The sequence below is a fragment of the Streptomyces cyanogenus genome (assembly GCF_017526105.1).
GTDB classification, from domain to species: Bacteria; Actinomycetota; Actinomycetes; order Streptomycetales; family Streptomycetaceae; genus Streptomyces; species Streptomyces cyanogenus.
Map to the genome: position 1 here is coordinate 2,631,707 of NZ_CP071839.1, position 26,281 is coordinate 2,657,987.

22 protein-coding genes, 2 pseudogenes and 1 riboswitch are annotated in these 26,281 nt (G+C 71.5%); of the genes and pseudogenes, 6 read left to right on the top strand and 18 right to left on the bottom strand.

Going from position 1 to position 26,281, the window contains the following annotated elements; translation table 11 throughout:
* Positions 1 to 4: 4 nt before the first annotated feature.
* A complete protein-coding gene (locus tag S1361_RS11760; protein WP_243769144.1) occupies positions 5 to 1,237 on the top strand; it encodes a glycosyltransferase family 87 protein in 1,233 nt (410 codons plus the stop codon).
* On the opposite strand, the pseudogene S1361_RS11765 reads toward S1361_RS11760, so the two are convergent.
* Positions 1,201 to 1,940, bottom strand: a pseudogene (locus S1361_RS11765) (MATE family efflux transporter); the annotation flags it as partial. The gene S1361_RS11760 and the pseudogene S1361_RS11765 overlap by 37 nt on opposite strands.
* On the opposite strand from S1361_RS11765, the pseudogene S1361_RS39140 reads away from it, so the two are divergent.
* A pseudogene (locus S1361_RS39140) lies at positions 1,925 to 2,126 on the top strand (PadR family transcriptional regulator); the annotation flags it as partial. The pseudogenes S1361_RS11765 and S1361_RS39140 overlap by 16 nt on opposite strands.
* On the opposite strand, the gene S1361_RS11770 reads toward S1361_RS39140, so the two are convergent.
* From S1361_RS11770 to S1361_RS11790, 5 genes are all read right to left on the bottom strand, one after another.
* Positions 2,107 to 3,258 carry a hypothetical protein gene (locus S1361_RS11770; protein ID WP_208031802.1) on the bottom strand — a complete coding sequence of 384 codons (1,152 nt, stop codon included), beginning with the start codon at positions 3,256 to 3,258 and terminating at the stop codon, positions 2,107 to 2,109. The pseudogene S1361_RS39140 and the gene S1361_RS11770 overlap by 20 nt on opposite strands.
* Positions 3,259 to 3,321: 63 nt before the next feature.
* On the bottom strand, positions 3,322 to 4,332 hold the full coding sequence (locus S1361_RS11775) for a C40 family peptidase (RefSeq protein ID WP_208031803.1): 1,011 nt from the start codon (positions 4,330 to 4,332) through the stop codon (positions 3,322 to 3,324).
* Positions 4,333 to 4,568: 236 nt separating this feature from the next.
* On the bottom strand, positions 4,569 to 5,609 hold the full coding sequence (locus S1361_RS11780) for a C40 family peptidase (RefSeq protein WP_208031804.1): 1,041 nt from the start codon (positions 5,607 to 5,609) through the stop codon (positions 4,569 to 4,571).
* A 209-nt stretch (positions 5,610 to 5,818) separates the two neighbouring features.
* On the bottom strand, positions 5,819 to 7,162 hold the full coding sequence (locus S1361_RS11785; RefSeq protein ID WP_208031805.1) for an NYN domain-containing protein: 1,344 nt from the start codon (positions 7,160 to 7,162) through the stop codon (positions 5,819 to 5,821).
* A 47-nt stretch (positions 7,163 to 7,209) separates the two neighbouring features.
* Positions 7,210 to 7,449, bottom strand: a complete 240-nt coding sequence (locus S1361_RS11790) for a hypothetical protein (RefSeq protein WP_014672226.1) — start codon at positions 7,447 to 7,449, stop codon at positions 7,210 to 7,212.
* Between the two features lie 153 nt (positions 7,450 to 7,602).
* Here S1361_RS11790 and S1361_RS11795 point away from each other — a divergent pair, with 153 nt between their 5' ends.
* Both S1361_RS11795 and S1361_RS11800 read left to right on the top strand, forming a co-directional pair.
* Complete coding sequence (locus S1361_RS11795) at positions 7,603 to 8,346, top strand: rhomboid family intramembrane serine protease (RefSeq protein ID WP_208031806.1); 744 nt, start codon at positions 7,603 to 7,605, stop codon at positions 8,344 to 8,346.
* The gene (locus tag S1361_RS11800; protein ID WP_208031807.1) at positions 8,343 to 8,624 is read left to right on the top strand and encodes an Lrp/AsnC family transcriptional regulator; all 282 of its coding nucleotides are present in this window, start codon (positions 8,343 to 8,345) and stop codon (positions 8,622 to 8,624) included. Before S1361_RS11795 ends, S1361_RS11800 begins: the two co-directional genes overlap by 4 nt.
* Before the next feature lie 6 nt (positions 8,625 to 8,630).
* On the opposite strand, the gene S1361_RS39865 is transcribed toward S1361_RS11800, so the two are convergent.
* The 7 genes from S1361_RS39865 to ctaE form a co-directional block, all read right to left on the bottom strand.
* Positions 8,631 to 11,114, bottom strand: coding sequence for a serine/threonine-protein kinase (locus S1361_RS39865; protein WP_208031808.1), 2,484 nt, complete (start codon positions 11,112 to 11,114; stop codon positions 8,631 to 8,633).
* Positions 11,115 to 11,285: 171 nt separating this feature from the next.
* Positions 11,286 to 12,647, bottom strand: a complete 1,362-nt coding sequence (locus S1361_RS11810; RefSeq protein WP_208031809.1) for an aminotransferase class V-fold PLP-dependent enzyme — start codon at positions 12,645 to 12,647, stop codon at positions 11,286 to 11,288.
* Positions 12,648 to 12,775: 128 nt separating this feature from the next.
* Positions 12,776 to 12,892: riboswitch (SAM riboswitch) on the bottom strand.
* 74 nt (positions 12,893 to 12,966) lie between these two features.
* Entirely contained in the window at positions 12,967 to 14,031 is a 1,065-nt protein-coding gene (gene trpD / locus S1361_RS11815; RefSeq protein ID WP_208031810.1) for an anthranilate phosphoribosyltransferase, read from the bottom strand.
* Positions 14,032 to 14,155: 124 nt separating this feature from the next.
* A complete protein-coding gene (gene qcrB, locus S1361_RS11820) occupies positions 14,156 to 15,793 on the bottom strand; it encodes a cytochrome bc1 complex cytochrome b subunit (protein ID WP_208031811.1) in 1,638 nt (545 codons plus the stop codon).
* Complete coding sequence (qcrA, locus tag S1361_RS11825; protein WP_208031812.1) at positions 15,790 to 16,848, bottom strand: cytochrome bc1 complex Rieske iron-sulfur subunit; 1,059 nt, start codon at positions 16,846 to 16,848, stop codon at positions 15,790 to 15,792. Before qcrA ends, qcrB begins: the two co-directional genes overlap by 4 nt.
* Positions 16,845 to 17,657, bottom strand: a complete 813-nt coding sequence (qcrC, locus tag S1361_RS11830; RefSeq protein WP_208031813.1) for a cytochrome bc1 complex diheme cytochrome c subunit — start codon at positions 17,655 to 17,657, stop codon at positions 16,845 to 16,847. The genes qcrA and qcrC overlap by 4 nt, the downstream gene beginning before the upstream one ends.
* Before the next feature lie 62 nt (positions 17,658 to 17,719).
* Positions 17,720 to 18,340 carry an aa3-type cytochrome oxidase subunit III gene (gene ctaE, locus S1361_RS11835; protein ID WP_030348419.1) on the bottom strand — a complete coding sequence of 207 codons (621 nt, stop codon included), beginning with the start codon at positions 18,338 to 18,340 and terminating at the stop codon, positions 17,720 to 17,722.
* A 166-nt stretch (positions 18,341 to 18,506) separates the two neighbouring features.
* On the opposite strand from ctaE, the gene S1361_RS11840 reads away from it, so the two are divergent.
* Complete coding sequence (locus S1361_RS11840; RefSeq protein WP_208031814.1) at positions 18,507 to 18,908, top strand: response regulator transcription factor; 402 nt, start codon at positions 18,507 to 18,509, stop codon at positions 18,906 to 18,908.
* A gap of 83 nt (positions 18,909 to 18,991) precedes the next feature.
* On the opposite strand, the gene S1361_RS11845 is transcribed toward S1361_RS11840, so the two are convergent.
* From S1361_RS11845 to ctaC, 4 genes are all read right to left on the bottom strand, one after another.
* Entirely contained in the window at positions 18,992 to 20,254 is a 1,263-nt protein-coding gene (locus tag S1361_RS11845; RefSeq protein ID WP_208031815.1) for a L,D-transpeptidase, read from the bottom strand.
* A gap of 159 nt (positions 20,255 to 20,413) precedes the next feature.
* Positions 20,414 to 20,812 (bottom strand): cytochrome c oxidase subunit 4, encoded by a 399-nt coding sequence (locus S1361_RS11850; protein WP_030348416.1) that lies wholly within the window; start codon positions 20,810 to 20,812, stop codon positions 20,414 to 20,416.
* Entirely contained in the window at positions 20,809 to 22,542 is a 1,734-nt protein-coding gene (ctaD, locus tag S1361_RS11855) for an aa3-type cytochrome oxidase subunit I (RefSeq protein ID WP_208031816.1), read from the bottom strand. Before ctaD ends, S1361_RS11850 begins: the two co-directional genes overlap by 4 nt.
* The gene (gene ctaC / locus S1361_RS11860) at positions 22,539 to 23,501 is read right to left on the bottom strand and encodes an aa3-type cytochrome oxidase subunit II (protein ID WP_030340870.1); all 963 of its coding nucleotides are present in this window, start codon (positions 23,499 to 23,501) and stop codon (positions 22,539 to 22,541) included. The genes ctaD and ctaC overlap by 4 nt, the downstream gene beginning before the upstream one ends.
* Before the next feature lie 257 nt (positions 23,502 to 23,758).
* Between ctaC and S1361_RS11865 the strand changes: the two genes are divergently transcribed.
* Positions 23,759 to 25,135, top strand: a complete 1,377-nt coding sequence (locus S1361_RS11865) for a cysteine desulfurase/sulfurtransferase TusA family protein (protein ID WP_208031817.1) — start codon at positions 23,759 to 23,761, stop codon at positions 25,133 to 25,135.
* 123 nt (positions 25,136 to 25,258) lie between these two features.
* Here the strand turns inward: S1361_RS11865 and S1361_RS11870 are convergent, their stop codons facing one another.
* Positions 25,259 to 26,233, bottom strand: coding sequence for a carbohydrate kinase family protein (locus S1361_RS11870; RefSeq protein ID WP_208031818.1), 975 nt, complete (start codon positions 26,231 to 26,233; stop codon positions 25,259 to 25,261).
* Between the last annotated feature and the right edge of the window lie 48 nt (positions 26,234 to 26,281).

A 26,281-nucleotide genomic window follows, 5' to 3' on the forward strand; every position in this document is an offset into this window, starting at 1 on the left:
TCACGTGGACACGAAGGGTGCCGGGCGGTCCCTGGCCTGGCTGCTCGGGACCTGGGTCGTCACCCGCGCGGTGCTGCTGCTGTTCGTGTTCCGGGTGTACACCTTCCCGGGCCCGGACGTCACCTCGGACGTGTCGGTGATCTACCGCGGCTGGTACGAGGTCCTGCGGCAGGGAACGTTTCCGCTGGACGACGTGACCTGGCAGTACCCGCCGGCCGCGGCCCTCCCGGTCCTCTCCCCCGCCGTCCTGCCCTTCCTGTCGTACGCGCACGCCTTCTACCTGCTGGCCTGCCTGGCCGACGTCGTCGTGCTGGCGCTGCTGGTGTACGCGGGCAGGCGGCCCGGCCGGTCCCCGCGCGGGGCCTGGGCGTGGGTGGCGGGCGTCCCGCTGCTCGGGCCGACGGTGTACGCCCGCTACGACGTGATGGTGACCGCGGTGGCCGTGGCGGCGCTGCTCGCCGGGGCCCGGCGGCCGCGGGTGATGGGCGCGCTGACGGCGTTCGGGGCGCTGCTGAAGGTGTGGCCCGCGCTGCTGCTGGTCGGTGCCGTGCGGCGGCGGGCGTGGGGGGCGGCGGCGGTCACCGCGGCGGGCCTCGCGCTGCTGTTCGCGGTGTCCATGCCGGGCGCCTTCGCGTTCCTGACCTTCCAGCGCGACCGGGGCACCGAGGTGGAGTCGCTGGGCGCCCTGGTCTTCCATGTGGCCCGGCACTTCGGATGGCAGGGCGAGGTGCTGCTCAACTACGGGTCGATCGAGTTCCTGGGCCCGCACGTGGACGAGGTCAGCACGGCGGCGCTGGCACTGACGGGGGTCGTCTTCGGCTGGCTGCTGCTGTGGCGGTTGCGCGCGGCCCGGTTCGCGCCGCACACCGTCACCGACGCGGCCCTGACCGCGGTGCTGCTGTTCACGGTGACCAGCCGGGTGATCAGCCCCCAGTACCTGGTGTGGCTGGTCGGCCTGGCCGCCGTCTGCCTGACGCACCGGGCGAGCCGCATGGGACCGCCCGCCCTGCTGGTCCTCCTCGCGTCCCTCGTGACCGTCCTGGAGTTCCCGCTCGGCTTCTCGCACGTCGTGATGAGCGACTGGTACGGCGTGACGCTGCTGGCGGTCCGCAACGGCCTGCTGGTCGCGGCCACGGTCCTGGCGGCCCGCCGCCTGTGGCGCGCGACCGTCCCGCCGTCCGCGCAAACCCCCTTCCCGCCTCAGGCCACCCGCACGGAGACCCCGGTCTCCTCCTGACGCCGGGCACACTGCACGGCCATCGCGACCGCCGGCGCCAGGCAGACCGGGCAGACCGAGGCCGGAGAGCGCGTAGGCCAGGGGCAGCTGGACGGAGGCGCCGAGCAGGGTGACCCGCAGCAGCGCGGGCGCTCCCCCACTGTCCTCGAAGACCCCGCCGAGCGCGATGAAGCAGGCCATCGGCAGCAGGTAGGGGCCGATGCAGCGGAGGAAGAGCACGCCCTGGCGGGCGACCTCGTCACCGGCCCGGAAGGCGGTCATGAGCCAGGGCGCGGTGACGGCGAACAGCGCGGCGGCCGTGAGGCCCGCGGTCGGCGGCGACGAGCACCGCCTGCCGGCCGACGTCCCGGCGGGCGTCCCCGCCCGAGCCCCGGGTGTGCGCGGTGTGGAGGGACGCGGCCTGCCGCACCGAGTAGAAGGCCATCGTGGCGAGGTACATGACCTTGTAGGCGATCGAGTAGGCAGGGCGGCCGGGAGGGGCGCGGCGGGGGCGCGTCCGGGCGGCCGTGCGCGGCAGGGCGGTGCGGTGCAGGGCGCGCAGGCCAAGGGCGAGGGCGGCGGCGCGGCACAGCACGGTGGAGGCGGCGGCGCCGGGAACGCCGTAGAGGTGGATGGGGAGGGGGCCGCAGACCAGGATCAGTCCGTTGGCCGGCAGAGCGAGCCGCATGGGTGTGCGGGTGTCGCCGGCAGGCCGCCGTGCTCCGCCGCCGCCTGGAGTTCCTGGAGACCCCGGCGAGCTTCTTCCACCGCAAGGGCGAGCCGGTGCGGGCGGAGGAGAGCGGGGGACCTGTTCCGCGAGGGGATGCCGCGGGTCGCGCGGACCACCGGGCAGGCCGAGCGGGAATGGCCGCGGGAGGCCATCGAGGTGCTCAGTCGAGCTGGGTCGTGACGTAGTCGCGCCAGCGGGCGGTGAACTCCTTCGGGGTCGTGCCGAGCACCTTCTTCAGGGCCTCCTCGACCGCGCCGGCCCGTGTGCCGTGGGCGCCGACGGCCCGGTAGAAGGCGCCGAGCCGGGCCGCGCCCCACTGGTCGGCGATCATCCGGCAGGCCAGCCAGCCGGCCTCGTAGGCGCGGGCCAGTCCGGTGGGTTCGCTGGTGAAGGCGAAGTCCCCGTCGGCGGGGAGCGCGTGGGGCGTCTCGCCGTTGCGGACGGCGCGGGCGAGTTCCGGGGCGGCCTCGGCCGGGGTGCGGCCGGTTCCGAGGTAGCCGATCCAGTCGGCGTAGCCCTCGGAGAGCCACAGCGGGGTCGCGGCGGTGGTGCGCGCCCGGGTGGCGACATGCGTGGTCTCGTGGGTGAGGACGACCTGCTTGCCGGGGTCGCCGAGCCCGGCGTACGCCTCCGGGTTGACCACCACCCGGTCCGCGGGCGTCCGGCCCGAACCACCCGCCTCGCCGGTGGTGACGGCGGCGATGCCCCGGTAGCCGGCGGCGGGCGAGCCCAGCAGGGACGCCATGCCCGCCAGGGACCGCGGGACGAGCACGACGACCCGGCGGCTCCAGTCGGTGCCCCACGCCGCGGAGACGGCCGGGACCGCACGGTCCGCCAGCCGGGCGTACAGGGCCAGGTCGGCGGCGGCGCCCCCGGTGCCGAGCACCAGACTGTGCGCGCCCCGCACCGCGGTCACCGTGCCCTGGTCCCACAGCTGCTGCCCGGCCTCCGCGGCGGGCCGCTCGGCGGTGACGTACCAGCGGCCGCCGGCGGCGCGGCCCAGGGTCAGGGTGCGGCGGGCGTCGACGGGGGCCTTGTCGTAGCCGGCGACGCGGTAGCGCAGCTCGGCGTCGGCGGTGGCGCCGGAGCGGGTGCGGTGCAGGGCGGTGACCCGGTAGCTCCAGGAGGCCAGCGGCAGGGCGCGCAGCCGGGTGTACCCGGTGCGGGTGCCGGTCGCGCCGTAGGCCGTCTCGTCGTGGTCGAGGAGGGCCGCCGCGCGCCGGTCCAGCACCTGCTGCACCTCGGCCCGCGCGGAGTCGGCCGCGGTGGGCCCGCCGCACCCGGCCAGCGGCAGCAGCAGACCGAGCCCCACGGCTCCGATGCTCCACACCCTCCTGCGACCGGCCACTCGCCGATCGTACGGGGCGCGGCGCGGTCAGGGCCGGGTGACCGAGGAGACCGGCATCATCCCGACCGGGTCGTAACGCACCGGGGCGCCGGGGTAGGGCGCGTGGATGACCTGGCCGTTGCCCGCGTACATCGCCACGTGGCTGGCGTCGGAGCGGTAGACGACCAGGTCGCCGGGGCGGGCCTGGGAGAGCGGGACCCGCCGGCCGGCGAACCGCTGCTCCTGCGAGGTGCGCGGCAGATGGACGCCCGCGTGCGCGTACGCCCACTGCATCAGACCCGAACAGTCGAAGCCCGAGGGGCCGTTGGCGCCCCACACGTACGGGCGGCCCAGGGCGGAGCGGGCGGCGGCCAGGGCCGCGGCGGCGCGCCCGTCGGGGGCCTGGACGCCGGACAGGCCGGGCAGGTCCGGGCGGCCGCCGCGGGAGGCCCGGTCGTACGCGGCGCGTTCGGCGGCGGGCAGGGCGTTGATGAGCTGCCGGGCCCGGGCGAGCTTGCGTTCCACGGTCCGCTTGTGCGCGACCACGGCCTTGCGGCTGCGCTCCAGCTCGGCGAGGGTCCCGGCCGCGTCCGCGCGCTCCTGCGCGAGGTCGCGCAGCACGGACTGCAACTCCTTGAGCCGGCCGGCCTCCCGGGTGCCGATGCGGTCGAGCGTGGACGCCTTGTCCAGGTAGTCGTCGGGCTCGGTGGAGAAGAGCAGGGCGACCGCCGGGTCGATGCCGCCGGAGCGGTACTGGGCGCCGGCCAGCGAACCGAGTTGCTCGCGCAGTTCGTTGACGCGCTCCTGCTGGCGGGCGATGTGGTCCTGCGCGTCCCGGACCCGGCGGCGCAGCCGGCCGGCCCGCTCGTCGGCCCTGTCGTAGGCCTGGGTCGCCTTCTCGGCCTCCTCGTACAGGCGGTCCACCTCGGCCCGGGTGCCGGCCCCCCGCTCCGCGTGCGCCGGTACGGCGCCGAGCGCGGTCATCGTGGCGGACAGCACGCACAGGGCGGCGGCGCCCCGGTCGATTCCGGACGGAGCAAGGCGGCGATGGGACCCCACGGCAGTCCTTCTGCTGGCGGACACAGACCGTTTCCCCGGCGCCGGGGACGGGGAGGCCCCGGCGCCGGGGAAACGCGGCAGACAGTAGCCGTGCGGACCGGCCCGGGCCAAAGACCGCGGAGTCAACGCAGAGTGACGCCCCGCCGCTGACGCAGGTCACCGGCGGGGCGCGGGGTCAGTTCGAGTCCCGGTGATTCGCCCGTTCGGGCGCCACCGTGTCCGCGTGTCGCCGGGTGTCAGACCCGGACGCCGAACATGAACGGGCCACCGATGGTCGTCATGGACTCGTAGCGGACGACCGTGCCGGTGCGCGGGGCGTGCAGGATCTGGCCGTTGCCCGCGTAGAGGCCGACGTGGTGCAGGTCGTTGAAGAAGAAGACCAAGTCGCCGACCTTCAAGTCGTTGACCGAAGTGATCCTCGTGCCTATCTGCGCCTGGGCCTCGGAGGTGCGCGGGATGGAGACGCCGGCCTGGGCGTAGGCCCAGGAGGTCAGGCCCGAGCAGTCGAAGGAGGAGGGGCCGGTGGCGCCGTAGACGTACGGCGAGCCGAGCCGGGTCTGGGCGGCGGAGAAGGCCGCCTGGGCGCGCCCGGAGGCGGGCGGGGCGTCCTTGAGGTCCACACGCTCGGTGGAGGAGCGGTTGGCGCGCTGCTGCTCCTGGGCGAGCTGTGCCTTCTCCTTGGCGGTCAGGGAGTTCAGCAGCTTCTGCGCCTCGGCGAGCTTGCTCTGGACTTCCTTCTTCTTGTTGCCCAGTTCGGTGCGGGTGGCCGAGAGGTCCTTGAGCTTCTCGGTGGCCTCTGCCCGCTGCTGGGCGAGTTCGCGCTGTTTGTCCTGGATCTTCTTCAGCGCGTCGACCTGCTGGCTGCTCAACTGGTCGAGCGTGGACGCCTTGTCGAGGAAGTCGTCCGGGTCCGAGGACAGGAAGAGCTGGACGGAGGAGTCGATGCCGCCGGACCGGTACTGCGCGGTGGCCAGCGAGCCCAGGCCGTCGCGGAGCTTGTTGAGCTCCTCCTGGCCGCGGGCGACGTTGTCCTGGATGGTGGCGATGTCCTTCTGCAGCTTCTGCTGCTTCTCCTTGGCGCCGTTGTACTTCTCGGTCGCCTGCTCGGCCTGCTCGTAGAGCTTGTCGACCTTGGCCTTGACCTCGTCCTTGCCGAGCTTCTCGCTCGGCGCGGCGTTGGCGGCGTTGGCGCTGAGCGCGACGGCAGCTGCGGCAGCGGTGGTGAGCACGGTCACGCGGGTGCGGCTCGGCTGCTTGGGTCGACGGTGGGACGCCACGGAGGACGAACTCCTTCTTGTGAGTGATCACCCGTTCGGAGGTTCGAGCAGACCCTAGTGACCCGGTTGTGATCAGTTCAAATCCCACAGCAAAAAAACCCGTGGCGCAATGCATTCTTTGCACTCAACTCACATGTAGTGAGGCGCGATTGACCCTGTGTTGCGTGAGGATGCGGCCAATTCGGGCATTCACTGTGCCCGTTGGACCTTCAGGACAGTCGCTTCAGAAGCACCGCAGATGCCACCGGTCGGGCACCGGCCTTCGCGACGCCGTCGGCGACCTCCCGGTCGGTGGAGGCGACGATGACCGGGCGCCCCGGCGGCTCCGCGCGCACCAGCTGGCGGATCAGCTCGTCGGCCGTCACACCCGGCTTGGAGAACAGCACCCGCACCCCGCGCGGCGGCGCGAGCAGCACCGGCGCGGCCAGCTCGGCGCCGTCGAAGACACAGGTCACCTCGGCGCCGGTCTGCGCGGCGAGCGCCGACAGCTGACCCAGCAGCCGCAGCCGCTGCTTCTCCAGCGGCATCTGCGGATAGCCGGTCTTGGTCACGTTGTAGCCGTCGACGACCAGATGCGCCTGCGGCAGGGCCAGCAACTGGTCGAGGATCGCCGGATCGTTCTCCGACAGGGCGCGCGCCGCGATGTCCTTCGGGGTCATGCGGCCCGGTTCCACAGCGTCGACGGTCTCCGCCGGGCGCACGGACACCGGCGGCAGCGCCAGTTCGCGCCGTAGCCCCTGGGTGGCGTCCAGCAGGGTGTCCAGCAGCAGCCGTACCCGCATGTCCTCCACGCTGCGGCCCTCCCGGGCGGCCCGGCGGGTGGCCTCGAGCGCGGACTCGGCCTCGCCCAGGCGGGCCTTGAGCCGCCGGGACTCGCTCTCCGCGGCCGACACCTGCGCCTGCGCCTCGGCACGCACCGCGTCGATCTCCATGTGCGCCTTGCGCAGCGCGGCCTCGCCCCGCTTGACGTCGCTCAGCGCGGCACGCAGCTTGCGGTGCAGCGACTCCGCTTCCTTCCTGGCCGACTCCAGCTCCGCACGCAGTCGTTCGGTCTCGGCGCGGGTGTGCTCCCGGGCCTGCTCCAGCTCCCCGCGCAGCCGCTCCAGCTCGGCCCGGCTCTCCTCGTCGGCGCGCTCGGCGTCCGCGCGCTGGGCCTCCTCGCCGGCCGCGGTGACCAGCTTCACCCAGCCCGCCGGGCGCAGCACGTAGGCCGCGGCCGCCACGTCCAGCGGGTCCGCGGCCGGGGGCGGGGCGCCGGCGTCGAGGGCGCCGGCGAGCTCCGGCTGGGCCTCCCGGAACTTCTCCCCGATCCGCTGCCGGAACAGCGAATCGGTCTCCAGCGCCGAGGCCATCGCGTTCCCGGCGAACTTGGCCCGGCGGTTCGGGGCGAACCGGGCGTACTGCCTCAGCTGGGCGGGCAGTTCCGCCATGGTCAGTGCGCCGAAGCCGTCCGACACGATCTGCACGACCCGCTTGCGCACGCCGTCGGGCAGCGGACGGTCAAGCACCTCAGCGGTGCCGTCGCCCGGCCCCCCGCCTGTGGTCTCCACCATCCGTCACACCCCAATACCGGAATAAGCCTCTCCGGGGGCCGCTCCGCTCAGGAGCCGGCGCCCGGCCTGTCCACCAGTTCCACCTGGTCCACCGCGTTGCACCAGCGGCAGCGCACCGACTCGATGGTCTCACTGACCACCTCGCGCTCCTCCACCGTCGGCTCACCGGCCAGGTCGAGGTGGACGTACTCGACGACCTTCGACGAGCGGGTGACGTCGAACCGGGTGAGGTTGCCGCACAGGGTGCAGCGCCATCGTGTGGTGGCCGTCGGCAGGGGAACCGTCATGGTGACTGTTCTCTTCCTTCTCGTGTCGGTCCGCGCCGTCCCCCGACGCGTGTGGCTCGTAACCCTACGGCCTGGCGGGGACTCGCCGCCCGCCTGTTCACGGCGGCGAGGCGGTCTGTCAGCTTGCGTCCCGTTACGTCATGCTCTGTAGTCATGATCAGCACGTGGAGCGGGGCGGCGGTCCGGACACTCAGAGCGGTCCGGGGCGCGCCGGCGCCGATGACGTACGGCCTGATCGCCCTGTGCGCCCTGATCTTCGCGCTCGGCCCTGCCTCCGGGCTGGTCCCCGGGTACGGCTCCGGGGAGGCGCTGCTCGCGGCGCAGCGGACGTACTTCCGGCACTGGGGGGTGGTCCCGGCCGAGCTGTTCCACGGACCCGCCGGGGCGGCGCTCACCCCGGCCACCGCGCTGTTCGTGCACGGCAGCTGGGTGCATCTGCTCGGCAACATGCTCTTCCTCTTCGTCTTCGGGGCGATGACCGAGGAGCGGATGGGCCGGGTGGAGTTCACCCTCTTCTACGTCTGCTGCGGCTACCTCGCCCTGCTGGGGTACGCGGCCGTCAACGCCGCCTCCGAGCAGTCGCTGGTGGGCGCCTCCGGGGCGGTCTCGGCGGTGCTCGGCGCGTTCCTCTACCTGTTCCCCCGCGCGCGTGTGACCAGTCTTCTGCCCTTCCTGTTCTTCCTGCCGCTGCGCTTCCCCGCGTGGGTGGTGCTGCCGTGCTGGGCGGCCCTGCAGTGGCTGGCGGCCGGGCAGGCCTCGGACGGGCCCGGGGTGGCGTATCTGGCGCACCTGCTGGGGTTCGGCCTGGGGTTCGGTTACGCGTGGGTGCGCTACGGCCGTACCACTAGAGTGAAAGCCGCCCCAGCTCCGGTCACCGAGGGAGAGAAACAGCCGTGATCACCGCGATCGTCCTGATCAAGACCAGTGTGGACCGGATCCCCGAGATCGCGGAGCAGATCGCCGCGCTCGACAGCGTCAGCGAGGTCTTCTCGGTCACCGGCACCTACGACCTGATCGCCATGGTCCGGGTCGGGCAGCACGAGGACCTCGCCGAGGTCATCCCGGGCCGGATCAGCAAGATCCCCGGCGTGGAGGCCACGGACACGCACGTCGCCTTCCGCACCTACTCCCAGCACGACCTGGAGGCCGCCTTCGCGATCGGCCTCGACAACTAGGGACGGCTACGCGGGCAGGTCGACCGCGGCGACACCGGTGCCCGAGGGCACGTAGAGGCGGCTGCCGCGGGCGAGCGGGGTGTGCTGGTCGTCGGCCGCGGCCCGGCCGAGGGCCGCGTCCCAGCGCCGCCTGCCGTTCAGGTCCAGCGCCCAGACCCGGTCGCCCGCCCGGGCGTACACGGTGTCGCCGGCCACCACCACCCGGGGCTCGGCCGTGCCCCCCTCGACGTCGTACGCCCAGGCACGGGACCCGTCGGCCGCCCGTACGGCGTACACCGTGCCCTGTTCCGCGCCGACGGCCAGCGACCGGGTGCCGGCCGTCAGGGGCCCGGCGCCGGCGTCCCTGCGCCACAGGCGCCGGCCGTCCGAGACGCGGAAGCCCTGGCGTGCGGGGCCGGAGTCCGTGATCAGGGTGGTGCCGGCGAGGGCGAGGACCGTGACGTCGGTGCCGCCGGGAACCTGCCACTTCCGCTTGCCGTCCCGCGCGTCCAGCGCCAGCAGCTCGTCACCGTAGCTGCCCGTGTAGACCGTCCCGGCCGCGACGAGGGGGGTGCCGGTGGGGCCGGCCGGGGTCCTGGCGGTCCAGTTCTCGCTGCCGTCGGAGGCGTAGCTGCGCAGCCCGCCCGCGTCCGTGCCGCCGATGGAGACGAGCACGTCCGTGCCGAGCAGGACCGGGACGGCGTGGCCCTCGTCGCCGAGGGTGCGGGTCCACAGCGGGCTGCCGGACGGGCTCACCGCGGTGAGCCGGCGCACGCCGTCGCCGTGCAGGCCGACCACGCAGTACACGGCGTCCCGGGTGGCCACGGGGGTGGAGACGTCGTCGCCCAGCCGGACCTTCCAGCGCCGGGAGCCGTCCCGGGAGATCGCGTGCAGGACACCGCCGGAGCTGCCGGCGTAGACGACGGAACCGTCCGGGGAGAGCGCGCAGCAGGCGCCGTCCAGGCCGCCGATGCCGCCGAGGTCGTACTGCCAGCGCAGCACCGCGGACCTGGCCGGGGCCCCGCTCTCCTCCACCCCGGGGGCCGAGCCCTCGGGCGACCGGTAGCTCCCGCTCAGGCTCTCGGTCCGGAAGCCCCGCTGCAACAGCCAGCCACCGGCCCCAGCCCCGGCCACGGCGACGGCTCCCCCGGCGAGGGAAGCCAGCAGCCGCCGCCGCCCGGGGGCGACGGCGCCCGGACGGCTGACGGAGGTGGTGGGGGCAGTGGGGTTCGCCGGGGCGGCGGTCGTGGTGGGGGCGGTCAGGGCGGCGGGGGCCGCGGGGGCGGTGGCCGCACTGGTGGGCTCGGGCTCGGTGGGGGTCAGGGGGCCGGCGGCCGGGGTCGTGGGCTCGGGCCCGGTGGGGGTCATGCGGGCGGCGGCCGGGGTCGTGGGCCCCGGCCCGGTCGAGGACACGCGGCCGGCGACCGACGACGCGGGCTCCGGCCCGGTCGAGGACAAGGGGCCGGCGACCGACGACGCGGCCTCCGGCGCGGTCGAGGACAGGGGGCCGGCGGCCGAGGACGTGGGCTCGGGCGTGAGGGGATCGAGGGTGGGCGCCGGGGGTGTGGGTTCGGCGGTGGGGGGCGGGGTGGGGAGATCGGGGGCCAGGTACTCCACGCCGCTGGGGCGGTCGTCGGTGGCCGGGCTCGGGTTCGCCGCTGGGCCGTACCAGCCCGGGCGGACGGCGGCGCGCAGGGTGTCCGGGGTGAAGCCGGCCGCCGCCAGCACCTCCGCCGGTTCCGGGCGCTGCAACGGGTCCTCGGCCAGACAGGCCGCGACCAGCGGGCGGATGTCCTCCGGCACACCGGACAGGTCGAAGTCGCGGGTCAGGATGCGCAGCAGGACCACCGAGTCCTGGCCCTCGCCGAACGGCTCCCGGCCCGCCGCCGCGTAGCCGAGGACCGCGCCGAGGGAGAAGACGTCGCTCGGCGGACCGACCTGGCCGCCGTTGCGGATCTGCTCCGGCGAGACGTAGCCCACCGAGCCGACGACCGCGCCGGTGCGGGTCAGCGCGGTGGCCTCCAGGGCCCGTACGATCCCGAAGTCGATGACCCGGGGCCCGTCCGGGCCGAGCAGGATGTTGGACGGCTTCAGATCGCGGTGGACCAGGCCCTTGGCATGGATCGCGGCCAGCGCCTCGCCGAGCGCGGCGGCGAGGATCCGGACCGCGGGCCCGGGCAGCGCGCCGTGGTCCAGGACGGCGTCCCGCAGATTCGGGCCGGACACGAACTCCGTGGCCATCCAGGGCCGTTCGGCCTCGGTGTCGGCGTCCACGACCCGTGCGGTGTACGTGCCCGCCCCGCCGACGGTCTGCGCGGCGCGGACCTCGTGGCGGAAGCGGGCGCGGAAGGTGCGGTCCTCGGCGTGCTCGGCCCGTACGACCTTCACCGCGAGCCTGAGGCCCGTGCGGGACTCGGCGAGGTAGACCTCGCCCATGCCGCCGGCGCCGAGTCTGTGCACGACTGTGTACGGGCCGATGTGGCGCGGGTCTGCTGCGCGCAGCGGCTGCACTCCGGGCTCCCCCTGTCCAACGTGTCGTCAGGGGGAGGTTATACGCGGCTCGGCGTCCGCCGGGTTCGCAGGTACGGCGTGTGCGGGACCGTCGTGGTAACCGCGCCCGCCCGGCGGACCCGCACACCGGCACGGCCCCGCGCCCCGGGCGCTGCCCTTGCGTCCGCTTGCTCAGACCGCCGGCACGCAGCGGCCGTCCTCCGTGCGGTACTGCCACTTCGCGCCCTCGGCCACGAGTTCCCTGACGGCGTCGACGAAGCGCTCGACGTGCTCGTCGGGGGTGCCGGCGCCGAAGCTGACGCGGATGGCGTTGAGCGACCTCTCGCCGGGGGCCGCCTCGGGTGCGCCGCACTCGCCCTGGGTCTGCGGGTCGCTGCCGAGCAGGGTGCGGACCAGGGGGTGGGCGCAGAAGAGGCCGTCGCGGACGCCGATGCCGTACTCGGCGGAGAGGGCGGCGGCGAAGTGGGAGCTGTTCCAGCCCTCGACGACGAAGGAGATGACGCCGACCCGCGGGGCGTCGTCCCCGAAGAGGGAGAGGATCCGCACCTCGGGGACCTCGGCGAGGCCCTCGCGGACGGTGCGGACGAGGTGCTGCTCGCGGGCGACGAGGCTGTCCCAGCCGGCCTCGGTGAGGGCCTTGCAGGCGGAGGCGATCGCGTAGGCACCGATGACGTTCGGGGAGCCGGCCTCGTGGCGGGCCGCGGTCTCGTGCCACTCGACGGCCACGCCGCCGTCCTGACGCCGGGTGACCTTGCGGCTGGCGCCGCCGCCCGCGAGGTAGGGCTCGGCCGCCTGGAGCCAGTCGGCGCGGCCGGCCAGGACGCCGGAGCCGAAGGGGGCGTACAGCTTGTGGCCGGAGAAGGCGACCCAGTCGACGTCGAGGTCCGTGACGGACACCGGGTGGTGCGGGGCCAGTTGGGCGGCGTCCAGGACGATGCGGGCGCCGTGGGCGTGCGCGGCGGCGGCCAGTTCGCGCACCGGCCACAGCTCGCCGGTGACGTTGGAGGCGCCGGTGACGCAGACCAGGGCCGGGCCGTACGGGTCGCGGTCGGCGAGGGCCCGCTCCAGGGTCTCGACGGCCTGCCGCGGGGTGCGCGGGGCGTCGAGGTAGGTGACCTGCGCGTCCTGCCAGGGCAGCAGGGATGCGTGGTGCTCGGTCTCGAAGACGAAGACCTGGCAGCCGGCCGGGATCGCGCGGGCGAGGAGGTTGAGGGAGTCGGTGGTCGAGCGGGTGAAGACCACCTGGTCGGCCGGGCGGCAGTCGAGGAACTCGGCGACGGTCCTGCGGGCGTTCTCGAACAGGTCCGTGGAGAGCTGGGAGAGGTAACCGGCACCGCGGTGGACACTGCCGTAGTACGGGGCGTACGCGGCGACGTCGTCCCAGACGCGCTGGAGGGCGGGGGCGCTGGCCGCGTAGTCCAGCGCGGCGTAGGTGACCTCGCCACCGGTGACCAGCGGGACGGTGACATCTCGCCCCAGAACGGGCAGAGGGGTGCAAACGGTCTGGTCGGCGGCAGCGGTGAAGACAGACATGGCGGAACTCCCGTGAGAGGAAGGCGAAGAAGAGAAAAAGGGGGTGCGGAGGCGGGGCTCTGCGGCCCTAACGCATTCGCTTGCTCACGGAAGACTCCTCGACGACCAGGATCCCTGGATGCGTGAGGGATCCGCGCTTGCCGTGGACCTTGCTGTCCACGGCCTGGTCTTCACCCGGGGCACCCCGCCACGGACGGAGGGTTGCCGGACAGTCGGCCGGGGCCTCATGACTGTCACTCATGACCTGGTACAGGAACGTACGTGAGGTGATCGCCGTCCCGCAACCCGTGTCCGGATCGCGGGACGGCACCCGGTGGGGCTAGGCGTTGCTGGCGGCCACCCAGCGCTCCAGGGTGCGCTTGGCCGCGCCCGAGTCGATGGACTCGGATGCCTTGGCGATACCGGCCCGCAGCTGCTCCGCCAGCGGTGCGTCGGTCGGCGCGAGCGCGACGAGCGCTGCCGCGGAGTTCAGCAGCACCGCGTCCCGTACGGCCCCCGGCTCGCCGTCGAGCAGGCGGCGGGCGACCTCCGCGTTGTACGACGCGTCCGCGCCGCGCAGGGCCTCCACGGGGACGAGGCCGATGCCGACGTCCCTCGGGTCGAAGGTCTCCTCGCTGACCTTGCCGTCCCGGACGACCCACACCCGCGAGGTGGCGGTCGTGGTCAGCTCGTCCAGGCCGTCGTCGCCGCGGAAGACCAGGGAGGAGTTGCCGCGCTCGGCGAGGACGCCGGCCACGACCGGGGCCATCCGGGGGTCGGCCACACCGACGGCCTGGGCCCGGACCTTAGCCGGATTGGTCAGCGGACCCAGCACGTTGAAGGTCGTACGGATACCCAACTGGCCGCGGGCCGCGGCCACATGACGCAGCGCCGGGTGGAACTTGACCGCGAAGCAGAAGGTGATCCCGGCCTCCTCGGCGACCTGCGGGACCCGCTCCAGCGGCAGGTTCAGATTGACGCCCAGCTTCTCCAGCACGTCCGACGCGCCCGACGCGGAGGACGCGGCCCGGTTGCCGTGCTTGACGACCTTCGCACCGGTGCCGGCGACGACGATCGAGGACATCGTGGAGATGTTCACCGTCTTGGCACCGTCACCGCCGGTGCCGACGATGTCCACCGTCCGGCCCGGTACCTGGATGACGTTCGCGTGCTCGTACATCGCGCGGACGAGCCCGGTGATCTCCTCCACCGTCTCGCCCTTGGCCCGCAGCGCCACGGCGAATCCCGCGATCTGCGCGTCGGTCGCCTCCCCGCGCATGATCCGGTCCATCGCCCATGCCGTGGCGTCCGCGCTCAGGTCACGGCCCTCCAGCAGGGCGTTCAGTACCTCGGGCCAGGAACGGCCCGCCGCGGTGTCGCCTCCAGCGGGGGTCACAGCGCTCATAAGCCGCTCCTGGGTGTCGTGCACAGCATCGGTGGTCGGCCCCCAGCCTATCCACCCCCGCGCACGGCGAAGGGCCCCGTCCGCAAGCCGGACGGGGCCCTTCGTGTGGCGTGGCGACGCGGGATCAGTGGTGGCCGTGGCCGCTCGTGATCTCCTTGTACTCCTCGACGGTGGGCTTCGGGATCTGGTTGTCCTCGCCGTAGTAGGCGTTGGACAGCTTCACCCGGAGCTTCTCCGTGGCCGGCACCTTGCGCTCGACACCGTTCTCGTCGACCGTCGGACCGATCTCGGCCGGCTTGTACTGCTCGTGCGCGGTGAGCGTGTGCAGCTGCTCCTGGCTGAGCGGCTCGTGCACCTCGATGAACTCACCGTGCGGCAGCCGCTTGATGATTCCGGTCTCCCGGCCGTGCAGCACCTTGTCGCGGTCGCGGCGCTGCAGGCCCAGGCAGATCCGCTTGGTGACGATGAACGCGATGACCGGTCCGGCGACGAAGAAGATCCGGACGAACCAGGTGACGGCGTTGATCGACAGGTGGAAGTGGGTGGCCCACAGGTCGTTGCCACCGCCGACCAGGGTGATCATGTAGATCGTCACCCAGGCGACACCGAACGCGGTCCGGGTCGGGGCGTTGCGCGGGCGGTCCAGGATGTGGTGCTCGCGCTTGTCGCCGGTGATCCAGGACTCGATGAACGGGTAGACCGCGATCGCCGCCAGGACCAGCGGGAAGAGCACCAGCGGGATGAACACGCCCAGGACCAGCGTGTGGCCCCAGAAGTTGATCTCCCAGCCCGGCATGAAGCGGATCAGACCCTCGGCGAAGCCCATGTACCAGTCGGGCTGGGCGCCGGTGGACACCTGGTCCGGACGGTAGGGGCCCATCGCCCAGATCGGGTTGATCTGCGCGACCGCGGCGATGGCCGCGATGACACCGAAGACCAGGAAGAAGAAGCCTCCGGCCTTGGCCATGTACACCGGCAGCAGCGGCATGCCGACGACGTTGTTGTTCGTCTTGCCGGGACCCGCGAACTGCGTGTGCTTGTGGTAGAAGACCAGGATCAGGTGCGCCACCATCAGACCGAGCATGATGCCCGGCAGCAGCAGGATGTGGATCGAGTAGAACCGGGCGACGAAGTCGTGGCCGGGGAACTCTCCGCCGAACAGGAAGAACGACAGGTACGTGCCGATGATCGGCACGGACAGGATCGCGCCCTCCATGAAGCGGACACCGGTGCCGGAGAGCAGGTCGTCCGGGAGCGAGTAACCGGTGAAGCCGGTGAACATGCCGAGGACGAAGAGCAGGAAGCCGAACAGCCAGTTGATCTCACGCGGCTTGCGGAACGCGCCGGTGAAGAACACGCGCATCATGTGCACGAACATGCCGGCGAGGAAGATCAGGGCGGCCCAGTGGTGGATCTGCCGGATGAGCAGACCACCGCGCACGTCGAAGGAGATGTGCAGGGTCGAGCTGAACGCCTCGGACATCAGCTGTCCCTGGAGCGGGACGTAGGAGCCGTGGTACTCCACCTCGTTCATCGACGGGTGGAAGAACAGCGTCAGATAGACACCCGTCAGGATGATGATGATGAAGCTGTACATGCACACTTCGCCCAACATGAACGACCAGTGGTCGGGGAAGATCTTGCGCATGTTGGCCTTGGCCAGGGAGTAGATCCCGAGCCGGCCGTCGGCCCAGTCGGCGACGCGCTCGCCGGCCGGAGCCTTCCCGCGAGAGCGGGGCGTCTCGTTCGGTGCAGTACTCATCCGCGCTCCCAGAATGCAGGACCGACGGGCTCCTCGAAGTCGCCGAGCGCCTGGAGGTAACCCTCACTGTCCACGCCGATGCGCAGCTGCGGCAGGGCGTGGCCGGCGGGACCGAAGATCACTCGGGCACCGTCGGAGAGGTCGAAGGTGGACTGGTGGCACGGGCACAGCACGTGGTGCGTCTGCTGCTCGTACAGCGAGATCGGGCAGCCGACGTGGGTGCAGATCTTGGAGAAGGCGACGATGCCCTCGTGCGACCAGTCGAGCTCGCGCTTGTCCTTGATGTTGCCCGGCTGCAGCCGGACGATCATCAGGGCCGCCTTGGCGATCTCCGTCTGGAAGTCCTCCTCGGTCTCCTCCAGGCCGTCCGGCTTGGCGAAGGTGAGGGAGCCCACGGCGACGTCCTCGGGACGCAGCGGCTGGTTCGTGTTCATGTTGACCAGGCGCATGCCCTTGGCCCACATGGTGTGGCGCAGCGTGCTGTGCGGGAGCGGGCCGAGGTCGCGCAGCAGCATGACGCCGGAGAGCGGCACCATGGCCAGCGCGCCGAACATCGTGTTGCGGATCAGCTTGCGACGGCCGAGGGCCGACTCCTTGGCGCCCTCGCGGAAGTCCGCGTGGACCTTCGCCCGGACCTCCGGGGAGGCCTCGATCGGGTGCCGGTCGTCGGCGACCTCCACGTCGGACATCAGGGTGCGGGCCCAGTGGACCGCGCCCGCGCCGATGCAGAACAGTGCCACGCCCAGGGTCAGACCCAGCGCGAAGTTCAGCGCGCTGAGGTGACCGATCGGGAAGACGAAGATCGACTTGTCCTCCGGGATCGCCACGTACGAGGCGATGAAGCCGATGGTGGCCAGCATGGACACCGTGAACAGCAGGGCGACCATGCGCTCGGACCGCCTGGCGGCCCGCTCGTCGACGTCCTGGATCCGGTGCTCGTGCGGCGGCAGACCCGGGTTGGCGAACGGGTTCTCCTCGTCCGCGACCCCTACCGCGCCGTGTGCGTGGTCCTGCTCAGCGGGCAGGTTCTCTTCTGGAATGTCTTGGCTACTCATGACTTCTTGGCCTTTGCGGTCCGAGCGGCGACCCAGACGGCGACCGCGATCAGCGCGCCGAGGCCGAAGATCCAGGCGAACAGACCCTCACTGACCGGCCCGAGGCCGCCCAGCTCCAGACCGCCAGGGTTCTCCGTCTTGCTGCTGTTGACCGCGTTCAGGTACGCGATGATGTCCTTCTTGTTCTTCTCCGACATCGTGGTGTCGGGGAAGGACGGCATGTTCTGCGGGCCCGTCTGCATGGCCTCGTAGATGTGCTTGGGAGCGACACCCTCCAGGCTCGGCGCGTACTTGCCCTTGGTCAGGGCACCGCCCTTGCCGGTGAAGTTGTGGCACTGCGCGCAGTTGGTGCGGAACAGCTCACCGCCCTTGGCGATGTCCGCGCCCTGGGGGCCGTACTGCTGCTTGGTGGGCACGCTCGGGCCGGCACCCAGCGAGGCGACGTACGCGGCGAGCTGGTCGATCTGGGCCTGCGTGTAGATGTTCTTCTTGCGCGGGACCTGGGCGCCCTGCGAGGTCGCGGCGGGCATACGGCCGGTGCCGACCTGGAAGTCGACGGCGGCGGCACCCACGCCGACGAGGCTCGGGCCGTCGGAGGAGCCCTGGCCACCGGTGCCGTGGCAGCTGGCGCAGCCGACCTGGTAGAGCTTCTTGCCCTCCTTGATGGTCAGGGACTGGGAGGTTTCATCGGCCTGCGCCTTGCCCGCGGGCGCGAACGCGGCGTACAGCCCCCCAGTGGCCGCCAGCGCGAGGAGTAGGACGACGACCGCCGCCAGCGGATGGCGTCGTCGTGCGGAGAGCTTTTTCACGGATTACCCCGGTGTCAGGATCTTCTGCGTCGGTGCTTCTGGATGTGCGGGAGCGGTCCCGGCTACTTGATCAGGTAGATCGTGGCGAAGAGGCCGATCCAGACGACATCGACGAAGTGCCAGTAGTAGGACACGACGATGGCGGCGGTCGCCTGCTCGTGAGTGAACCTCTTGGCCATGTAGGTGCGGCCGAGGACCAGCAGGAAGGCGATGAGACCGCCCGTCACGTGCAGGCCGTGGAAGCCGGTGGTCAGGTAGAACACCGAGCCGTACGGGTCGGAGGACAGCGAGATGCCGTCCTTCTTCACCAGCTCCGTGTACTCGTAGATCTGACCGCCGATGAAGATCGCACCCATGATGAAGGTGAGGATGAACCAGCCACGGAGCTTCTTCACATCGCCGCGCTCGGCCGCGAACACGCCGAGCTGGCAGGTGAGGGAGGAGAGCACCAGGATCGTGGTGTTCGTGGCGGAGAAGGGCACGTTGAGTGCCTCCGCCTGTTCCTTCCAGTGGACCGGTCCGGTCACCGACCGGAGGGTGAAGTACATCGCGAAGAGGGCCGCGAAGAACATCAGCTCGGAACTCAGCCAGATGATGGTTCCGACGCTGGTGAGGTTCGGCCGGTTGACCGACGGGTGCGCGTGCCCGGTTTCTACTGTCGTTGCTGTCGCCACGACCGACATTATGTCGGTCGCTTATCTCGCGCTCACTCCGGGGGGTGCCGTTCGGAGTGTTGCCCCCCGCGAGACCGGTGTTGACGTGGTGTTCACGGGGACGACGACGGGAGTAACATCCGCCGGAACGGCCCCGCCCGTCCTGTCCGTACGACGCTGACGTCTCGGAGGAACAATGCAGCCGACCGCCACGGTGCTGGTCTACAGCGACGACTCCACCACCCGCGAGCAAGTACGGCTGGCCGCCGGGCGACGGCCGGCTCCCGATGTGCCCCAGGTCGAGTTCGTGGAGTGCGCGACCCCCGAGGCGGTCCTCAGGGAGCTGGACAAGGGCGGCATCGACGTCTGCGTGCTGGACGGCGAGGCCGTGCCGATGGGCGGCATGGGGATGTGCCGGCAGATCAAGGACGAGGTGTTCGACTGCCCGCCGGTGCTGTTGCTGATGGGGCGGCCGCAGGACGCCTGGCTGGCCACGTGGAGCCGGGCGGACGCGGCGGTGACCCTGCCGGTGGATCCGGTGGAGTTCGCCTCCGCCCTGGCCTCCCTGCTCCGCCGGAAGCGGTTGGTGGGCGCCTAGCGGGCAGGGGCGCGGGGACCGTGCGCGCGTGCGGGCCCGTGGTGGCCCCTTCCCGCGCCGTCCCGCGCGCCCCTTCGGGACGCTCACAGGGCCGCTGGCTGGATCCTCAGGGCGTCTGACGGGGCCGGGCCGTCCGGTTTGCCGTTGAACAGGGCGCTGCCCTCCCGCCACTTCTGCCAGTCGACGTTCCAGTCGCCGAAGCCGTTGCCGAAGGGCTCCATGTCGTCGCCGTTGGAGTTGACGACCCTGACGATGTCGCCCTCGCGGACGGTGTCGAAGAACCACTCGGCGTTGGACGTGCTCATCCCGGTGCAGCCGTGGCTGACGTTGGCGTAGCCCTGCGAGCCCACGGACCAGGGGGCGGCGTGCACGTACTCGCCGGACCAGGTGACCCGGGTGGCGTAGTAGACCGGCAGGTCGTACGAGTCGGCGCTGCCCTCGGCGATGCCGACGGTGGTGCCGCGCATGCGTACGAAGTACTGCTTGGCCAGGACCACCTTGACGCCGTTGCGGGTCTCGAAGCCGGGCTTGCCCGTGGTGACCGGGATCTGGTTGATCTCCTGGCCGTTCCGGTAGACGGTCATCTGGTGCGAGGCGGCGTCGGTGACGGCCTCGATCCGGTCGCCCGTGGTGATCTTCAGCGGCTTCGACTTCCCGCCCCAGAGCCGGTCGCCGATCCTGACGCCCTCCAGGTTGCTGTGCACCTGGACGGTGGCGTGGACGGGCCAGTACTCCTTGGGGCGGTAGTGCAGTTCCTTGTTGTCCACCCAGTGCCAGGCGCCCGGCACGGCCGGCGTGGACTCCACCCGCAGGGCGCGTTCCACGACGGCGCGCTGCGCCTTGTCCTTGATCTCGTGGTCGAGCTGGGCCGTGATCGGCTGCCCCACGCCGTAGGTGCCCGTCTGCGGCCCGAACGTGACGTTCAGGCGCTGCTTGCTGGCGGGCTTGCTGGTGTCGAACGTGAGGACCTTGCGGCCGGGCGCGCCGTCCTCGTCCTCGGTGCTCACCGTGACCGTGTAGTGGGCGTTGGCCGCCAGTGGCGAGGTGCTGTGCCAGCGGCTGCCGTCGGCGGCCAGTTCGCCCGCCACGTAGCGCCCCGTGGAGTCCCGGGCGGTGACGTCCGTGATGCGGCCGTCACCGCTGTTGGCGGTGACCTCCAGGGGCTTGTCCGGGTCGGCCCGCTTCCCCGCTTCGGTGGGGCCGTTGAAGGAGATCAGGCCCGCTGCGTCGTACGGCCTGGCCGACAGGGGGTTGCCGTCCGAACCGCAAGCGGTGACGCCCGCGCCGAGGGCGGTCACCAGCAGGGTGCAGCTGACGACGGTGCGGGTCCGCGGAGTGTGGTTCATATGATCACGCTATGAGCTGGAGACCGTACCGGCGCGGCAGGTAACTCGTACGAGGGAACGACACTGCGGCAAAGGAAGGACGCTCCCCCGCGGCCGGAAAAGCCGGGAGCCCGGACCCTCCCGAGGGAAGGTCCGGGCTCCCGGTGCGTTCCGCGCGTCCTACTGGGTGCGGTTCTCACCGTGGTAGTACTCGAACACCCAGCCGAACAGGCCGAGCACGATGAACGGCGCCGAGAAGTAGATCAGCCACCAGCCGACCGCGATGCTGAGGAAGGCGATCGCGCCGCCGAAGCCCAGCATGAGCGGCTGCCAGCTGTGCGGGCTGAAGAAGCCCAGCTCGCCCGCGTCGTCCGCGACGTCGGCCTCCTTGTCGTCCTGGGCGCCCGCGTCGACCCGCCGGGCGGTGAAGCCCAGGTAGAAGCCGATCATGACGCTCAGGCCGAAGGCCAGGAAGAGCGCGGTGGTTCCGGCCGGCTCCTTCGACCACACGCCATACACGATGGCCATGATCAGGATGAAGACGCTCAGCCAGATGAACATCCGACCCTGGATCTTCACTTGCCGGCCTCCTTGCTGCCCGCGACGGCGGTGCCATGACCGGCGTGCTCGAGCTGCTCGAGCGCGGCGATCTCAGGGTGGTGCAGGTCGAACGCCGGGGATTCGCTGCGGATCCGCGGCAGGGTGAGGAAGTTGTGCCGCGGCGGCGGGCAGGAGGTCGCCCACTCCAGCGAGCGGCCGTAGCCCCACGGGTCGTCCACGCCGACCGGCTTGCCGTACTTGGCCGTCTTCCACACGTTGTAGAGGAACGGCAGGATCGACAGGCCGAGCAGGAAGGAGCTGATCGTCGAGATCGTGTTCAGGGCCGTGAAGCCGTCGGCCGCCAGGTAGTCGGCGTACCGGCGCGGCATGCCCTCGGCGCCCAGCCAGTGCTGGACCAGGAAGGTGCCGTGGAAGCCGATGAACAGCGTCCAGAAGGTGATCTTGCCGAGGCGCTCGTCCAGCATCTTGCCGGTCATCTTCGGCCACCAGAAGTGGAAGCCGGCGAACATCGCGAACACGACCGTGCCGAAGACCACGTAGTGGAAGTGCGCCACCACGAAGTACGAGTCGGAGACGTGGAAGTCCATCGGCGGCGAGGCCAGGATGACACCGGTCAGACCGCCGAAGGTGAAGGTGATCAGGAAGCCGACGGCCCAGAGCATCGGTGTCTCGAAGGACAGCGAGCCCTTCCACATCGTGCCGATCCAGTTGAAGAACTTCACCCCGGTCGGCACCGCGATCAGGAACGTCATGAAGGAGAAGAACGGCAGCAGCACCCCGCCGGTGACGTACATGTGGTGGGCCCACACCGTCACGGACAGCCCCGCGATCGCGATGGTCGCGGCGATCAGGCCCATGTAGCCGAACATCGGCTTACGGGAGAACACCGGGATGACTTCGCTGATGATGCCGAAGAACGGCAGGGCGATGATGTACACCTCGGGGTGGCCGAAGAACCAGAAGAGGTGTTGCCACAGCAGGGCTCCGCCGTTCGCCGCGTCGAAGACGTGGGAGCCGAACTTGCGGTCCGCCTCCAGGGCGAACAGCGCGGCCGCCAGGACCGGGAAGGCGAGCAGGACCAGCACGGCGGTCAGCAGCACGTTCCACACGAAGATCGGCATGCGGAACATGGTCATGCCCGGGGCACGCATGCAGATGATCGTGGTGATGAAGTTGACCGCGCCGAGGATGGTGCCGAAGCCGGAGAAGGCCAGACCCATGATCCACATGTCGGCGCCCAGGCCCGGGCTGCGGACCGCGTCCGACAGCGGGGAGTAGGCGAACCAGCCGAAGTCCGCCGCACCCTCCGGGGTGAGGAAGCCGCCGACGGCGATGGTCGAGCCGAACAGGTACAGCCAGTAGGCGAACATGTTCAGCCGCGGGAACGCCACGTCGGGCGCGCCGATCTGCAGCGGCATGATCCAGTTCGTGAAACCGGCGAACAGCGGCGTCGCGAACATCAGCAGCATGATCGTGCCGTGCATCGTGAACGCCTGGTTGAACTGCTCGTTCGTCATGAACTGCAGGCCCGGGCGGGCCAGCTCGGCGCGCATCAGCAGCGCCATCACGCCGCCGATCAGGAAGAACGCGAACGAGGTGACCAGATACAGCGTGCCGATCGTCTTGTGGTCGGTGGTCGTCAGCCACTTCACCACGACGTTGCCGGGCTGCTTGCGCCGGACCGGCAGCTCGTTCTCGTACGAGTCCTCAGCTGCCGCGGCACCCTGGGGTTCGTTGAGGATGCTCACAGTACGTTCGACTCCCGGTTCTTCTCGTGGCTCGTCTGCGCGATGCCGGCGGGAATGTAACCGGTCTGCCCCTTCTTGGCGAGGTCCTGGAGATGCTTCTGGTAAGCCGCCGGGGAGACGACCTTCACGTTGAACAGCATCCGGGAGTGGTCGACGCCGCAGAGCTCCGCGCACTTGCCCAGGAAGGTCCCCTCCTTGTTGGGGGTCACCTGGAACGCGTTGGTGTGGCCCGGGATGACGTCCTGCTTCATCAGGAACGGCACCACCCAGAAGGAGTGGATGACGTCACGCGAGGTCAGGACGAAGCGGACCGTCTTGCCCTTGGGGAGCCAGAGCGTCGGACCGGGGTTGTTCGTCTGCGGGTTCCGCGTGCCCGGGGTGCCGACGTCGTAGACACCGCCGGCGTTCGCCGGGAAGTCCTTCTTGAACCGGGCCGGAATGGCGTCCAGGTTCCCGTCGGTCTTGGCGTCGCCGGTGGAACCGGGGACGTTCTCGATGTAGTTGAAGCCCCAGCTCCACTGGAAGCCGACCACGTTGACCGTGACGTCCGGCTTCTTGTCGGTGAGGCTGAGCAGCTTCGACTCGTCCCGGGCCGTGAAGTAGAAGAGCACCGAGATGATGATGATCGGGACCACCGTGTACAGGGCCTCGATCGGCATGTTGTACCGAGTCTGCGGAGGAACCTCGACCTTGGTGCGGCTGCGCCGGTGGAAGAGGGCACTCCACAGGATCAGGCCCCACACCAGCACGCCGACGGCGAGCGCGGCAGCCCAGGAGCCCTGCCACAGGGAGAGGATCCGCGGAGCCTCTTCCGTGGTCGGGGTGGGCATGCCAAGGCGGGGGAAGTCCTTGTATGTGCAACCGGTTGCGGTCGCCAGGACCAGGCCCGCGGTCAGTGCCTGCAGCAGCTTCCGCCGCATCGGGCGCCGCGGCGAGCGGTCGGAGCCGTTGGGACTCACGTAGCGCCTTCCCGAGAGTCTCGCCCGCGCGGTCGGCTGCGGCCTTCTCGCTGGTCGGTCGCCGCCCTGCGTCGGGCAGGGGTTTGGATGTTTATGCGGACCAAACCCTAGCCCACCCTCTCCGAGGGTTCGCGGGGAGGGGTGCCTACTGGCTCGGGTGGTTCGCTTGATTGGCGGCGGCGGGTCCGTTGTGGCTGGTCGAGCAGTTGCCCGCGCCCCTGGACCGACCGCCTCCGCCGGGGTCTTAACGTTGCCGTATGGCCTACTTTGACGCTGCCTCCGCCGCCCCTCTCCATCCCGTTGCCCGTCAGGCGCTGTTGGCCTCCCTGGACGACGGTTGGGCCGATCCTGCCCGGCTCCACCGGGAGGGACGCAAGGCCCGGATGCTGCTGGACGCCTCGCGGGAGGCGGCCGCGGAGGCCGTCGGCTGCCGGGCCGACGAGGTGGTCTTCACCCCGTCCGGCACCCGGGCCGTACACAGCGCGGTCGCGGGGGCGTTGGCCGGGCGCCGGCGGGTGGGACGCCACCTGATCGTGTCGTCCGTCGAACACTCCTCCGTACTCCATTCGGCGGAGGTGTTCGAGGCGGAGGGCGGGACCGTCACCCGGGTGGCCGTCGACCGGGCGGGAGCCGTCGACCGGTCCGGATACGCGGCCGCGCTCCGCCCCGACACCGCGCTGGCCTGCCTGCAGTCGGCCAACCACGAGGTGGGCACCGTGCAGCCGGTGGCCGAGGTGGCCGAGGAGTGCCGGGCGGCCGGGGTGCCGTTGCTGGTGGACGCGGCACAGTCGCTGGGCTGGGGGCCGGTCGAGGGCGACTGGTCGCTGCTGACGGCCAGCGCCCACAAGTGGGGCGGGCCGTCGGGGGTGGGGCTGCTCGTCGTCCGCAAGGGGGTGCGGTTCGCCGCGCAAGGGCCGGTGGACGAGCGCGAGTCCGGCCGGGCGCCGGGGTCCGGGAACATCCCGGCGATCGTGGCGGCCGTGGCCTCGCTGCGCGCGGTGCGGGCCGAGGCGGCCCAGGAGGCGGTACGGCTGCGGGAGCTGACGGCGCGGATCCGGGCGCGGGTGCCGGAGCTGGTGCCGGACGTGGAGGTGGTCGGCGACCCCGAGCGCCGGCTGCCCGGGATCGTCACCTTCTCCTGCCTGTACGTCGACGGCGAGGCCCTGCTGCACGAGCTGGACCGGGCCGGCTACTCGGTCTCCTCCGGCTCCTCCTGCACGAGCAGCACGCTGACGCCCAGCCACGTGCTGAAGGCGATGGGGGTGCTGAGCGAGGGCAACGTACGGGTGTCCCTGCCGCCCGGCACGGCGGAGGCCGACGTGGAACGGTTCCTGGAGGTGCTGCCCGGGGCCGTGGCCGGGGTGCGCGAGAAGCTGGGCGCGCCCGCGCCGGCCGTCCAGGCGGGCCCCGAGGAACTGCTCGTCGACTCCCTCGGCAAGCGCTGCCCGATCCCCGTCATCGAGCTGGCCAAGGTGTTCGGCGAGGTCCCCGTGGGCGGCACCGTCCGCGTCCTGTCCGACGACGAGGCGGCCCGGCTGGACATTCCGGCGTGGTGCGAGATGCGGGGCCAGGAGTACGTCGGGGAGGAGCCGGCGGAGAGGGGATCGGCGTACGTGGTGCGCCGGGTGAGCTGAGGGAGAGCCGGGGCGCGGCCCCGAAGGCGCGGGGCCGTGTCGGTGTGCGGCTCCGCGGCGCGGGCGCGCCCGGCGACGGCGGAACCGGGCCGGACGACGAGTCGCCCGGCCCCGGCCCCGGTCTCAGCTCAGGTGGGCGCGGACTTCCTGCCCGGCCTCGTCCCCGTAGGCCTTCACGAACCGTTCCATGAAGTGCCCCCGCCGCAGCTGGTACTCCTGCGTCCCCACGGTCTCGATGACGAGGGTCGCCAGCATGCAGCCCACCTGAGCGGCGCGCTCCAGGGAGACGCCCCAGGCCAGTCCCGACAGGAACCCCGCGCGGAAGGCGTCGCCGACGCCCGTGGGGTCGGCCTTGCGGTCCTCCTCCGGGCAGCCGACCTCGATCGGGTCCTCCCCGGTCCGCTCGATGCGCACGCCCCGCGAGCCGAGCGTGGTGACCCGGTGGCCGACCTTGGCGAGGATCTCCGCGTCGCTCCAGCCGGTCTTGGACTCGATGAGGCCCTTCTCGTACTCGTTGGAGAAGAGGTACGTCGCCCCGTCCAGCAGTATCCGGATCTCCTCGCCCTCCATGCGGGCGATCTGCTGGGAGAAGTCCGCCGCGAAGGGGATCGAGCGGGAGCGGCACTCCTCCGTGTGGCGGAGCATCGCCTCGGGGTCGTCGGCACCGATGAGGACCAGGTCGAGGCCGCCCACGCGGTCCGCCACGGTCTTCAGCTCGATCAGCCGGGCCTCGCTCATCGCGCCGGTGTAGAACGAGCCGATCTGGTTGTGGTCGGCGTCCGTGGTGCACACGAAGCGGGCGGTGTGCAGGGTCTCGGAGATGCGGACCGAGTCGGTGTCCACACCGTGCCGGTCGAGCCAGGCCCGGTACTCGTCGAAGTCGAAGCCGGCGGCGCCGACCAGGACGGGGCTGGTGCCGAGCTGGCCCATGCCGAAGGCGATGTTGGCGGCGACGCCGCCGCGGCGCACGTCGAGGTTGTCGACCAGGAAGGAGAGCGAAACCGTGTGCAGCTGGTCCGCGACGAACTGGTCGGCGAAACGGCCGGGGAAGGTCATGAGGTGGTCGGTGGCGATGGAGCCGGTGACTGCGATGCGCACGACGGGGATTCTCCTGCGGGAGGCTGGGTTGACAGTTCACGCTACCCG

Coding starts and splice junctions, on each gene's coding strand:
- S1361_RS11785 (WP_208031805.1), bottom strand. CDS start 7,162: ATGGTGGAGACCACAGGCGGGGGGCCGGGCGACGGCACCGCTGAGGTG.
- S1361_RS11790 (WP_014672226.1), bottom strand. CDS start 7,449: ATGACGGTTCCCCTGCCGACGGCCACCACACGATGGCGCTGCACCCTG.
- S1361_RS11795 (WP_208031806.1), top strand. CDS start 7,603: ATGATCAGCACGTGGAGCGGGGCGGCGGTCCGGACACTCAGAGCGGTC.
- S1361_RS11810 (WP_208031809.1), bottom strand. CDS start 12,647: ATGTCTGTCTTCACCGCTGCCGCCGACCAGACCGTTTGCACCCCTCTG.
- trpD (WP_208031810.1), bottom strand. CDS start 14,031: ATGAGCGCTGTGACCCCCGCTGGAGGCGACACCGCGGCGGGCCGTTCC.
- qcrB (WP_208031811.1), bottom strand. CDS start 15,793: ATGAGTACTGCACCGAACGAGACGCCCCGCTCTCGCGGGAAGGCTCCG.
- qcrA (WP_208031812.1), bottom strand. CDS start 16,848: ATGAGTAGCCAAGACATTCCAGAAGAGAACCTGCCCGCTGAGCAGGAC.
- ctaE (WP_030348419.1), bottom strand. CDS start 18,340: ATGTCGGTCGTGGCGACAGCAACGACAGTAGAAACCGGGCACGCGCAC.
- S1361_RS11840 (WP_208031814.1), top strand. CDS start 18,507: ATGCAGCCGACCGCCACGGTGCTGGTCTACAGCGACGACTCCACCACC.
- S1361_RS11845 (WP_208031815.1), bottom strand. CDS start 20,254: ATGAACCACACTCCGCGGACCCGCACCGTCGTCAGCTGCACCCTGCTG.
- S1361_RS11865 (WP_208031817.1), top strand. CDS start 23,759: ATGGCCTACTTTGACGCTGCCTCCGCCGCCCCTCTCCATCCCGTTGCC.